We start from the raw sequence: 12,343 nt of genomic DNA on the forward strand, positions 1-12,343 counted from the left end.
GACGTGTATTGTGCGTCATCGAAAACGCGGAAGACAATTAGGACGAAATAGTAAGCATCGGTTGGCATTATTCAGAAATTTGGTGACATCACTCATGGAGCATGAGCGAATTGAAACCACGGAGGCCAAAGCGAAAGAGCTACGTGGTATCACCGATAAATTAATTACGCTGGGAAAGCAGGGAACTCTTCAAGCCCGAAGGGGGGCCTTGCGTGTGTTACGGACCAAGCAAACTGTTCAAAAACTTTTTGATGATGTTGCTAAGCGTTTTCCTGAGCGGAACGGTGGGTATACAAGGATTATAAAAACTCGCCAACGGCCAGGTGATGCTGCAAAACTGGTGGCTATTGAATTGGTCGAAAAAGGGAATGAATCTGAGAAAGAGGTAGTTCCTTCTCCGTCCAGTTAGGAATAAAACTTCGTCTTTTAAAATTAAATTTCTCACTGCTTCCGTTTCTCCAACATAGTTTCTTCTCTCCGCATTCGATTCTTCACAGGGTTAAGGTCTTTTATTTACTTGGCCTGGACCCTGTGCTATTCTTTTTTATGGGTTTTTTACCCTAAGGGTGGTCTTTCGACCGAGCACGTATTAATGCAATTTTATGGTACGAGGGCCATTTTAACTCTCCTTGTTTTAGGTATGGCCGTATTTATCGGATATCGTGTGGTGAATCATATGCAAACGCGAAGCCAAGAAACCACATCCGTAACTTTAGAGGAACAGCAAGGCGCGGATGCATGGATTCATGGGTTTACTTACCGCCAAACTCGATCTGGATCTACAAAATGGGTCGTAAATGCGGATCAGGCAAAGGTATTTGACAAAGAGCATGTGGCTAAGTTGGAGACGGTTCAGGTGCGGCTTTTCGATAGTGCATTTCAAAAAGAACAATTGCGAATCACCTCTGAAGAAGGTGTCATGAATACTTCCAATAATGACTTTGAGCTAGTGAGCAAAAATGAGAAAACCGTAATCACCTTTGAGTCTGGTTTTCAAGTATTTTCAGATAAACTGACCTGGAACGAACAAGCACGACAGATTTATACCACGGACCAAGTGACGATTAAGGGAGATGGGTTAATCATTACTGGAACAGGATTGGAGGGAGACGTGGATAAGAATGAATTTCATTTGCTCAAGGATGTTCGTGCTGAGGTGGTGTCGCCATAAAAGTTTCGTCGCCGATCTCACTTGGGTGGTTGATATTCTTGCTAATTTTGGTTTTTGGTCCTATCGTAGGAAGAGGAGAAGGGCCGAAAACCTCTACGGTCATTACTTCCAATACGATGACGGCCAGTAGCGAAAAAAACCAAGCCATTTTTAAGGGATCGGTCAAAATGGTTCAAGGTGAATTAGTAGTACATTCTGATGTGATGATCGTGTACTTTAAGGAAAAGTCAGCCTCAGATCTCTCTTCGTCCACACCTTCAGGAGCCCAATCAGAATCGGGGAAAGAAATTGGTTATATTGAAGCGAAGGGTAAGGTTAGAATTGAAAAAGGAGAAAGTCGGGCTACTAGTCAACATGCTTTGTATTACAAGGCAGAGGAAAAGGTTATCTTGACTGGATCTCCAGTGGCCTGGCAGGCCGGGACTAGGATTAGTGGTCCAAAGATGACCATGTTTTTAAAAGAAAACCGGAGCGTGGTGGAAGGTGGCACCCAAGTGATTATTGAAGAATCAGAGAAAAATTAAAAATTGTAGGAGTGTCAAATTGGATTGATAGGGTCGTTTAGAGTATTTCAAAGTGCTCACAAAAAAATGTCTTTTAGATTGTGACTGAAAATGGTTGGCCCACGAATTCATGGTGTAATCGAACAGTAAAATGCCTGATAGTTGTTCATTAAGTTGATCCCCAGTACTCGCCATGGTCAGTAACAGCACGAGTGAATTAGGAAACTCCAATGCCTGAAGCAGTAGCGAAGTCTCTTCACAAAATTTTCGCCAAAGATTTAAAAAAGAGTTTTAAGGGTCGTCAAGTCGTTAGAGGCGTCAGTTTGGAGTTGTTGGGAGGAGAAGTTGTTGGCCTTCTTGGACCTAATGGTGCTGGTAAGACTACAATTTTCGATATGGTCGTAGGGCTCTGTCAACCAGATCATGGGGAAATATTTCTCAACAACCATGAAATCACTGCCCTGCCGATGTACAAGCGAGCAAGGCAAGGAATTGGTTACCTGCCCCAAGAAGCCTCAATTTTTCGGCGGCTTTCTGTTGAGGACAATGTGTTAGCTGTATTGGAGACCTTAGATCTTTCCACCTCTTCCCGAAAAACCAGATTAGATGAATTGTTAGAGGAATTGGATCTGACTCGGCTTCGTACGCATGGTTCCTTTACTCTCTCAGGTGGAGAACGTCGACGATTGGAGATTACGCGAGCCTTAGCTACGAACCCAAAATTTTTACTCCTAGATGAACCATTTGCCGGTATTGATCCAATTGCGGTGGGAGATATTCAAGATATTTTGACCAATTTAAAAAAGAAAAATATCGGCATTCTGATTACAGACCACAATGTCCAAGACACGCTTTCCATTACCGACCGAGCCTATATAATAAGCGAAGGAACCATTTTAGAAAGTGGTCCACCTGATGTCATTGTCAATAGTCCAAAAGCCAGGGCTGTCTACCTGGGCGAGCGCTTCAAAATGTTCCAATAACGAGGAAGTGGGTTTCTGCAATGGATCTTCGGTTAGACCTTCGGTTATCTCAAAAGTTGGTGATGACCCCCCAACTGCAACAGGCGATTAAGCTGTTGCAACTCTCTCGGTTAGAGCTTCAGCAGGTGTTGGCTCAACACTTAGTAGAAAATCCTCTCTTAGAAGATTTGGCATTGGAATCCCTGGAGGAAGAAGCTTCGGTAGGGGAGGAGCACTCAGAGCCGGCGAAAGTGTCTGATGCCGAAAGTGAGGCTTCAGGTGAGGGCGCAGAAATCCAACCCACCGTCAAGGAAGGTGAGCCATTGTCCTCGGAAGAATGGGACAATATTTTAGGGAATGACTGGCGGCCTGCTCAGCGGGATGAAGCTTACTCGGGAGATGAAGAATTTCCTTCATATGAGCAAACGCTCACCAAACCAACTTCTCTTGAAGAGCATCTAGATTGGCAACTCCGGCTCTCTTCTCTCGCAGGTGATGACCGGGATATTGGCAGAATGATTATTGGCAATTTGGATGAAGACGGGTATATGCGCGTGCCCCTTCCCGAATTAGCTGAAGACGCCAAATGCTCTGTTGAACATGTTGAAGAAGTGCTCCGCCAGATTCAGCAATTTGATCCTCCAGGAGTGGCGGCACGGGATTTAGCAGAATGTTTATTGATCCAACTGGATCATCTGCAACATGATGAGACTGAATTCACCTCTCATCTGCATACGGCGGTACCGATGAATGTGGTGGCTGCTATTCTGAAAGATCATTTAGTCGATCTTCAGAAAAAACGGTATCTGTCTGTGGCCAAGACATTGAACGTAACTCTGGATGAAGTCTATGAAGCTGTCCGGGTGATAGAGAGTTTAGAGCCGAAGCCAGGGCGCCCCTATTTTTCGGATAGTAACTCGATTATTATTCCGGATGTCTACGTCGTCAAGTATGAAGGGGAGTGGGTCGTGTTGTTGAATGATGATGGTCTCCCTCGATTGAGAATTAGTCCATATTATCGGAGACTCCTTTCCCATTCAGGAGAAGATGCTGGGAACACGAAAAACTATCTTGAGGAGAAATTGAAAGGCGCACAATGGATTATTCGGAGCATTGATCAGCGTAACAAAACGATTGTGAAAGTCGTCAAAAGCCTGGTCAAGTTTCAAGAAGCGTTTTTGGAAAAAGGCGTTCAGTATCTTCGGCCATTGGTCTTGAAGCAGGTGGCCGAAGATGTGGGTATGCATGAGTCCACAATAAGCCGGGTGACGACCAATAAATATTTGCATTGCCCTCAGGGCATTCTTGAACTGAAATTCTTTTTTAATGCAGGGATTCAACGGGCTGACAACCGTGGAGAGGATATGTCCTCCGTCACTGTTCGTGAGATGATTCGGGAGATGGTGGCACAAGAAGATGCAGCCAATCCGTTGAAAGATCAAGAGATCGTCTCCAGGCTTCGTCACAAAAATATCTTGATTGCTCGTCGAACTGTAGCTAAATATCGAGCTGAATTACATATTGCTTCTGCTAGCCAACGAAAGCGAATTCCCACATAATTTTATACAGCGGACTTCAGGCCCTAGACCCAATTGTGAAATTTTCAGATAATTGTTCTCATTGAGTTCCTGCTAACCTGAAGGGTCAAAGAGTAGGCCCATGCCCGATGATTGTGAAAGCGTCATGATGCCGAAGGAAATTCCTGAATCTTCTTTGAAAAGTGATCCGTTGCCTCTTCAATTGATGATGGTGACGGGGACATCGGGATCTGGCAAGACCCAAGCCTTGAAGTGTTTGGAAGATTTAGGCTTTTTCTGTGTGGATAATCTTCCGCCGGCCTTATTTCAAAAATTCACTGAATTGTGTATCCAGCCAGACAAAGACGTGAAGAAGGTGGCCTTGGGGATTGATATTCGTGAGCGGGCTTTCTTTGAAGATTTATTAAGCAATCTCGAAGCCTTGCAAAGTGATGGCTGTCACGTTGAATTGCTCTTTTTAGAGGCACAGGATGATATATTAGTCAGGCGTTTTTCTGAATCACGGCGTCCGCATCCTTTACTCCCACATCGGCCGATTATTGAGGGAATTCAATTAGAGCGTGAACGGCTACAAAGCCTTCGGGCTAGGGCCCATCGCGTTCTGGATACGTCAGAATTTTCCGTCCACGACCTTAAAGCCTGGATCATTAAACATTATCGAGAACGGGGTGAAGGACAAGCCCTGAAAATTAGTCTCATGAGTTTTGGCTATAAATTCGGGGTGCCCTTCGATGTGGACATGGTATTTGATGTTCGATTCCTTCGCAATCCTCATTTCGTGCCCGACCTTCAGCCATTAACGGGTGAACACGCCGATATTCAACGCTTTGTCTTGGACACGAGGGAGGCTAAGGTCTTTCTCGAGCACTTGAAGGAATTATTTACTTTTTTGTTGCCATTGTTCGAAAGGGAACAACGAAGTTATGTCACCGTTGCTTTTGGGTGTACGGGCGGGCGGCATCGGTCGGTGGCGATCGTCCTAAGCATGAAAGATACTTTGAAAACATTGGGCTATGACGTCACGATTCACCATCGAGAAATTTCAAAAGAGGCTACACCAGGGTAGTTCCCCTTCTTCCTTAAGTAGACTTTTCGCCAGAATCAGATCCTACAAGTTCAAAGTTTTCTGTATTTAACCTCTGCTTTTTGGAATCTTTATCTGAAATAAGATTCTGACCCATCATCATGCAGTATTGAATCATTGAGCCATTTCCAATATAAGGGGAATGGAACTCGTGGTGTCCTGCAGACATATGGTGAGTGCCTCCAGTTAAAACGATTCACAAATCTAGGTAAAAATATGACATCATATTGGGGGATGGCATATAAAGGGAAAATCCCGATAAAACCCAATTGAGGTCAAGAGCCCTTTGCCGATTATTGTTGGACTGAAAAGGATGAACAAAATCTGGGGAGGCATTGTAGAAAGGGTCAGAGGATTTTCGTGGAAAAGCCAGAATGTAACAGGCGTGGATGTGGGGTCTCGAGTGTTGAAGGCGGTGACTCTACAGCCGGGCCATACCTCCCCTATCCTAAAAGGTATTGTGCTTGAATCTCTTCCCTACACACTTAATCCAAATCCTCAAACTGATCTGGAGGATGACCGACGTCTAGTCCAATTTCTTCGAAGACAGTTATCTCCTTTTCCTCGTGCGGTGGGTATAACAATTTCGAGTCCCCACGTCTTGTTGAAGAGACTGACGCTTCCCTATATGTCGGAAAAGGATCTTCGAGAACACCTAGCTTTGGAGCTTGACCGGTATATCCCTCTTGATGTTCAAGGTGCAGTGTGGGACGTGTATCGACACAAAGATTCTGAGGTCCTGGGCAACGAACAAAATCAGACAGTTCTCGTTGTAGCAAAAAAGGAATTCATAGAGGCGCGAATGCAACAATTTGAAGGGCAAGGGATGCACGTCCGTTTTGTCGATGTGGATGCCTTTTCACTTGTGAATATGGTTGCCTACAACTATGGACGTGAGGAAACGTGGATGATTATTCATCTCGGACCAACCGGCATTCTTTCGGTGATGATGGAAGAAGGGCGCCTTGTGCATATGCATCAAGTATCCTACGAGGTCGAGTGGTATGGAGACCTGCTTGACGGGGTGCAAGCGGCTGTAGCATCGGCGGGTGATGGGTTTAAGTTAGGGGCCTCGGAAACTTTACTCCTTGAACAATTTTTCAACGAAATAATTAAGCAGGTCATCGAAAGTATCAAGTATGCTTCAGAAGGAACTGACATGGGAATGGTGCAGGGCGTGTTCCTGTCAGGAGGATATTCGATGCTGGAGGGACTTCAATCCAGACTCGCTGATTCCTTGCACGTCTCTGTAACCCTGGTTAACCCGTTTAAAAAAATCACGGTTCCTCAGGAGATGCAACAGGATTCTCGCTTTCAGAAAGCTTTGCCGTTATTTGGTGTTGCGGTTGGAGCGGCATTGCGTGGGGCAATCCCTCATGATTGAAATTAATTTGGCTCGTTCACTTCAGCGGCAAGCAAATCCCCAAGAGAAATCAAGACTGTTATGTTGGCTAGTGGGTGTGGCGGTATTTGTGGGATTTGGAGTGGCGAGTTGGTGGTGGACGCAATCTTTGCAAGAACAAGTTGATGCATTGATTCAAGAAAAAACAATCAAAATGCAGGATCTTGCTCAGATAAAGGAAAGCCTCGATAAACTGCAGCTTTTTCATGAACAAAAAGTCCTCCTTAGGACCTTCATTGAGCAGTTCAGTGATCAGGAGAGAGAAAAGGCTTGGCCGGTGAAATTGCTGGATGGAGTCAGTCGAAATGTTGAAAAGCTTGATATCTGGTTGGAGCGGGTACAACTTGAATCACGGGTGGTGGAATTGCGGGGACAATCATTGGCATTAGAAGATATCGGTAAATTTATGGAGGGGTTGGAGAACGATGGAATTATCGTGCGTTTACCTGTAGTGGAAATTCTTGATCACCCAGGAGGAGAATCAGACGTCTTTCCCTTTTTGATCCGTTTTGTCTGGGATCAACAGGTGACTACATGATGGCACAGTGGAAGTCATTATCCCTTTGGTGTCGATTCGGTCTCCTGTTTGGGGTGATGCTGGTCTGTCTTTTGGGTATGCACCTCGTGGTGTGGGATCCGATGAATGACTCGATTAAGCAGTTGCAAGAGGAAGTTTCTCGCCTAGCTCAGGAGAGTCGAGGACTCAACAAAAAAACAGAATCACTAAATATCATAGAGAAGGAAGTCAACAGCTTGCGTGATAATTTAGCCACTCGAGTTCATCACTTTCCAGAAAACATAGAATCAAAGATTTTTCGAAGGGATGTCATCGAAATTGCGAAACGAAGAAATGTGACCGTTCGGGTGTGGAAACCTGAACGTCCTTTGACCGAGCTTCAGCATTCTGAATTTTCGATACCCATTGCCCTCAGAGTAGAAGGGAATTTCCAGGGGACCGTTCAATTTTTGGATGACTTGCGACAGCTTGCATGGGTTGAACGTATTTCTTCTATTACCCTGGCAGGAAGGCCAGACAACGAAAATTCACCTCTCGTCAGCACGAATCTGGTGATGCACGGGTTAACTCCCTTAGGTATTGAACATGTTCAGCAGCTGCTTAAAGCTTAATCCAACCGATCAATGTCAGACGGGATTGCGAGATTCTGGAGTCATAGACATTCGATGCAGGGTCTCCACAATGTCTGCCTACTTGAGAGGGTTCGTGTGCTACTCGATCTGTGTTGGGATTGTGCTAAATTGGGGGGGGGTAATGTGTGTGGTGGCCGCGGAAGGCGCCTCCTCATCGACTTCTTACCTAAATCGGCAAGTTAGCTCCAGCCTCATTGAGGACAATTCCCGACGAAATAAGGGGACTCGTCGAGACCCTTTCAAGCGGATACCTCAGCCTCGTCTGTCAAAACCTAAAGTTACGGCGCCATCAGAAAAGGACTCGAAAATTGTTCCCTTGCCGAATAATCCAGATTGGAGACTTCTCGGTGTGATACATGGCCGTGATGGGCACCAGGCGATCATTCAAATATCTCCATCGAAGCGAGTGCTGGTCCAAACGGGATCTGAACTCGCTCGATCAGGATGGACGATTAAGACCATAAGTAGGGAGGAGGTGCTACTTGAGTACCTCTCCTCAGCCGCTTCATTGAAGGGGGCTTCCTCGCGAAGAACCTTCATTCTTTCCTTTCCCACCATCAAATAATCATTATGAATATTCTGGTTGAGAAAGCCTGAAAAAACCTTCATAATCTGTACTCTGAGAGTCCGGCGGAGGTTTGGTTCCGCAATGGGAGCTGGTGATTGATGATTACCCGTGTTAAGTGGGACTTGTTTACCGGCATGAGTATTTAATGCGCCAAAAAGGAATGCCATGTTGCGATATTTAAATGCAGGGGAATCTCATGGAAGAGGTCTAATGGCTGTGGTAGAAGGGGTTCCGTCTGGATTACCGGTCACGGCCGAAGGAATTAATGTGGATTTGATTCGCCGACAGGGGGGATATGGGCGTGGCGGTCGGATGCGAATTGAAAAGGACCGGATTGAATTTATTTGTGGAGTTCGAAAAGGGAAAACTTTGGGAAATCCGCTAGGACTGTTGATCTGGAATAAAGATTGGGAAAACTGGAAAGACATCATGGCGTCCGAACCTGGTCCCCCTTCCACTGAACGAGTGGTGACTCGTCCACGGCCGGGCCATGCAGATTTGGTCGGAGCCATCAAATATGGTCATAGCGATATCCGCAATGTGCTGGAAAAGGCCAGTGCCAGAGAAACAGCGATTAGGGTTGCCATTGGTGGCGTGGCGAAATCATTGCTGGCCGAGTTTGGCATGCGAGTGGTCAGTTATACCATGGACATTGGAGGGGTTGCAGCTCCCCGTCCGAATGATCCGTTGTTGGCGTATGAGCATGCAGAACAATCTGAGGTGCGATGCCATGACCCTGAGACGGCAAAAAAAATGGTTGAACAGATTCGGGCAGCCAAGCATAAAGGAGATTCCTTAGGCGGCATTTTTGAGGTTGTGGTCACGAACGTTCCGATCGGGTTGGGAACCTATGCTCAATGGGATCGCCGCCTAAGTGCTCGCTTGGCATTTGCTGCGATGAGTATTCAAGCGATGAAGGGCGTAGAAATTGGAATGGGATTTGAGTCTGCCCGCCGTTTTGGATCTGAAGTGCATGACGATATTTATTTCGACAAAGCCAGAGGACAATTTACCAGAAAATCGAACAATGCCGGTGGGTTGGAAGGCGGCATTACGAATGGCCAACCGATCGTTCTACGAGTGGCCATGAAACCCATCGCGACTCTCTATACTCCCAAAGACAGCGTGGACATCGAAACAAAAGAACCGTTTGAGGCCACGGTAGAGCGCTCAGATATTTGCACTGTTCCGGCTGCCGGCGTCGTGGGCGAAGCGGTGATTGCCTATGAAATGGCCAATGCCCTGATTGAAAAATTTGGTGGAGATACGTTGGATGAAATGAAAAGAAACTTTGAGGCTTACCAAGAGTATGTCCGCACGTTTTAATCCTTTTGCCTTGCACTCCTCTCGTGGCAGGTTTCTATCCTTATCTTGGAATAAAACTGCTTTGTGGTGATTTCCGATAGATGAAGACCTCTGAATTCTCGAAACATGTTCCGGTTTCATTGGGAGATCGGAGTTATCAAGTCCTTATTCAATCTCATATTCTGTCTCAAATAGGCCGTGTGCTTCAGGATGTTGGATTGTCAGGGCGAGTTGCCGTTGTGACCAATCCAGTCGTCAATAAACTCTATGGGCGGCAAGTTTTCCGTGCCTTAAAACGTTGTGGATTTTCTCCATTTCTTGTGGTGATACCCGATGGAGAAAAGGCCAAATCCATGCATTGGCTATCAAAGATACTGGATGAACTGGTTACCCAACGACTTGAACGCCAGGAAGTGGTGTTAGCGTTAGGTGGAGGGGTCGTGGGAGATGTGGCGGGGTTTGCGGCCTCAGTTTATCTGCGTGGCGTTTCATTTGTCCAAGTGCCGACGACATTGGTGGCTCAAGTAGATTCAAGCGTGGGTGGGAAAACAGGGGTCAACCATCCAATGGGGAAAAATTTGATCGGGGCGTTTTATCAGCCACGTGTCGTGGTTATTGATCCGCAGACTTTGCAATCTCTTCCAAAACGTGAATGGGTAGCAGGGTTAGCGGAGGTGATTAAGTACGGCATGATTGCGGATCCGAATTTTTTTGAATATTTAGAACAACACGTCGATGCCTTACGCGAACAAGCAGAGGATGTCATCCCGACCGTCATTCGGCGGTGTTGTGAAATTAAAGCTGAAGTCGTGGGTGGAGATGAACGGGAATCAGGACGCAGACGCATTTTGAATTATGGCCACACCGTAGGGCATGCACTGGAAACCTGGGGTCGTTATAGAACATGGATTCATGGAGAAGCGGTGGGGATTGGCATGGTGCAGGAAGCCGCCATGGCACATTTTTTAGGTTTGTGTACGAAGGAGCTGGTTGAGCGGCAACGCGACTTGATTCAGGATGTTGGGTTGCCGGTTGCCATGCCTTCCATGACGTTTATAGATCTCTGGGGGGCCATGCAACACGACAAAAAGGTCGTAAAGGGACAAATCAATTGTGTGGTACCCACCACAATCGGGAAGGTCAAGATCGTTCCCCTGGTTCGACAACGTATTCGCCAATGGTTTACTGCCAGTCAGTCCTCTCGTGGGAAACGATTGGAACCTGTTCCACAGGCAGTGAACCGTCCACATCTATCCAAGAAAAAATAGCATGGCTCCGATCCGTCCTTCGACTATGGAAGACCTCAAGCACCTTGTTCGGGAGCGGACCCGTGAAGTGCAGATTCTTCACCGAATCAGCGAATCCATCAGTAGTACTTTGGAGCTGGAAACGGTATTAAAGCAAATCGTGGAAGTGGTTGTGGAAGTGACGAAGGGGGATGCCTGTCTATTGTATTTGATCTCTGAAACAACAGACGAGCTTATTTTGCGTGCATCGAAAAATCCTCATCCCCGTCTTATCGGGCGTATATCCATCGGTTTGGGAGAAGGGATTACCGGGTGGGTGGCACGGGAAAAAATTCCCGTGGTGATTCCTCGCAATGCAAGTGATGACGCCAGATTTAAGTTTTTTCATCGTCTCCCGGAAGACCGCTATCAGGCGTTTGTGTCCGTTCCCATTACAAGTAAGGGGAAAATGGTCGGTGTCATCAATGTTCAGCATAAGCGGTCAAAGCGGTATGCGGAAGAGACGCTCGCGCTCTTACTGACCATCGCTAATCAAGTCGGCGGCGCCATTGCCAATGCCAGATTGTACGATGATATGCGCCAAAAAGCGCGTCGACTTGAAACGCTTTCACAAGTATCGGAAACGGTGGCTTCTAATCGACTGATCGAGGATGTGCTGCAATTAATTGTCACCATGACGGCTCAGCTGATGAATTCAAAAATTTGCTCGATCATGCTTGTCGACCAGGATTCGGGAGAATTGCGTATTGCAGCCACTCAAAGCCTGAGTGATGCGTACCGGCGGAAGCCACCGTTGAAAGTTGGGCAGAGCATGAGCGGTCGAGCGGTGCAGGATCACCATCCGGTGTATGTCCCGGATGTGAAGGCAGAAGATGGATATTTTTATCGGGATTTGGCGAAACAGGAAGGATTGCATTCATTATTGTCCATTCCCATGCTCATGAAGGAAAATCCGATTGGGGTTATCAATGTCTACACTTCCAGTTATCATGCGTTTTCAGATGAAGAGGTTACCACGCTTCAAGCCATTGCGAATCAATCTGCCGTCGCCATTGAGCACACTCGGCTTATGGAAAAGTCGTTTGAGATGCAAGAGGCTTTAGAAGTGCGAAAATTGGTAGAGCGTGCTAAAGGGTTTTTAATGGCGTCTAGGGGATTGTCAGAGCCTGAAGCATTTCGCCTTATGCAACGACAAAGCATGAATCTTCGAAAATCCATGAGGGAAATTGCCGATGCGATTATTCTCGCGGAGGAACTTCAACGGGCGACTCAATAAGCCTCCCTAGGAAGATTTATCATTGAAATAGGCATTTGAGGAGACATTCTTTGAACGGATTCTTCATTGCTTGTATAATATTTTGAGGGGCGGCAACGGCGTCTTCCCGTATATGTTAGCTTAAGGGACAATGGCGTC

The 12,343-nt window shown here is 46.4% G+C and carries 12 protein-coding genes and 1 pseudogene; 12 read left to right on the top strand and 1 reads right to left on the bottom strand.

The window, feature by feature from the left end; genetic code table 11:
* Nucleotides 1-10 precede the first annotated feature (10 nt).
* The 9 genes and pseudogenes from rplQ to PP769_RS07185 form a co-directional block, all read left to right on the top strand.
* Nucleotides 11-397, top strand: a pseudogene (gene rplQ, locus PP769_RS07145) (50S ribosomal protein L17); the annotation flags it as partial.
* A gap of 195 nt (nucleotides 398-592) precedes the next feature.
* A complete protein-coding gene (gene lptC, locus PP769_RS07150; protein WP_312646288.1) occupies nucleotides 593-1,171 on the top strand; it encodes an LPS export ABC transporter periplasmic protein LptC in 579 nt (192 codons plus the stop codon).
* A gap of 38 nt (nucleotides 1,172-1,209) precedes the next feature.
* Entirely contained in the window at nucleotides 1,210-1,695 is a 486-nt protein-coding gene (locus PP769_RS07155) for an LptA/OstA family protein (RefSeq protein WP_312646289.1), read from the top strand.
* 209 nt (nucleotides 1,696-1,904) lie between these two features.
* On the top strand, nucleotides 1,905-2,657 hold the full coding sequence (lptB, locus tag PP769_RS07160; protein ID WP_312646290.1) for an LPS export ABC transporter ATP-binding protein: 753 nt from the start codon (nucleotides 1,905-1,907) through the stop codon (nucleotides 2,655-2,657).
* A gap of 20 nt (nucleotides 2,658-2,677) precedes the next feature.
* Nucleotides 2,678-4,195 (top strand): RNA polymerase factor sigma-54, encoded by a 1,518-nt coding sequence (gene rpoN, locus PP769_RS07165; RefSeq protein WP_312646292.1) that lies wholly within the window; start codon nucleotides 2,678-2,680, stop codon nucleotides 4,193-4,195.
* A gap of 100 nt (nucleotides 4,196-4,295) precedes the next feature.
* Nucleotides 4,296-5,240: an RNase adapter RapZ gene (rapZ, locus tag PP769_RS07170; RefSeq protein ID WP_312646293.1), complete on the top strand. Its 945-nt coding sequence runs from the start codon at nucleotides 4,296-4,298 to the stop codon at nucleotides 5,238-5,240.
* A 331-nt stretch (nucleotides 5,241-5,571) separates the two neighbouring features.
* Nucleotides 5,572-6,642, top strand: coding sequence for a pilus assembly protein PilM (gene pilM / locus PP769_RS07175; RefSeq protein WP_312646294.1), 1,071 nt, complete (start codon nucleotides 5,572-5,574; stop codon nucleotides 6,640-6,642).
* The gene (locus PP769_RS07180) at nucleotides 6,635-7,198 is read left to right on the top strand and encodes a PilN domain-containing protein (RefSeq protein WP_312646295.1); all 564 of its coding nucleotides are present in this window, start codon (nucleotides 6,635-6,637) and stop codon (nucleotides 7,196-7,198) included. The genes pilM and PP769_RS07180 overlap by 8 nt, the downstream gene beginning before the upstream one ends.
* Nucleotides 7,195-7,788 (top strand): type 4a pilus biogenesis protein PilO, encoded by a 594-nt coding sequence (locus PP769_RS07185; protein ID WP_312646296.1) that lies wholly within the window; start codon nucleotides 7,195-7,197, stop codon nucleotides 7,786-7,788. Before PP769_RS07180 ends, PP769_RS07185 begins: the two co-directional genes overlap by 4 nt.
* A 405-nt stretch (nucleotides 7,789-8,193) precedes the next feature.
* Here the strand turns inward: PP769_RS07185 and PP769_RS07190 are convergent, their stop codons facing one another.
* Nucleotides 8,194-8,418 (bottom strand): hypothetical protein, encoded by a 225-nt coding sequence (locus PP769_RS07190; RefSeq protein WP_312646297.1) that lies wholly within the window; start codon nucleotides 8,416-8,418, stop codon nucleotides 8,194-8,196.
* Between the two features lie 124 nt (nucleotides 8,419-8,542).
* Here PP769_RS07190 and aroC point away from each other — a divergent pair, with 124 nt between their 5' ends.
* The 3 genes from aroC (at nucleotide 8,543) to PP769_RS07205 (ending at nucleotide 12,205) form a co-directional block, all read left to right on the top strand.
* The gene (aroC, locus tag PP769_RS07195) at nucleotides 8,543-9,703 is read left to right on the top strand and encodes a chorismate synthase (RefSeq protein ID WP_312646298.1); all 1,161 of its coding nucleotides are present in this window, start codon (nucleotides 8,543-8,545) and stop codon (nucleotides 9,701-9,703) included.
* Between the two features lie 80 nt (nucleotides 9,704-9,783).
* Nucleotides 9,784-10,950: a 3-dehydroquinate synthase gene (aroB, locus tag PP769_RS07200; protein WP_312646299.1), complete on the top strand. Its 1,167-nt coding sequence runs from the start codon at nucleotides 9,784-9,786 to the stop codon at nucleotides 10,948-10,950.
* Between the two features lies 1 nt (nucleotide 10,951).
* Nucleotides 10,952-12,205, top strand: coding sequence for a GAF domain-containing protein (locus tag PP769_RS07205; RefSeq protein ID WP_312646300.1), 1,254 nt, complete (start codon nucleotides 10,952-10,954; stop codon nucleotides 12,203-12,205).
* Nucleotides 12,206-12,343 lie beyond the last annotated feature (138 nt).

Source organism: Candidatus Nitrospira allomarina, from assembly GCF_032050975.1.
GTDB lineage: Bacteria > Nitrospirota > Nitrospiria > Nitrospirales > UBA8639 > Nitrospira_E > Nitrospira_E allomarina.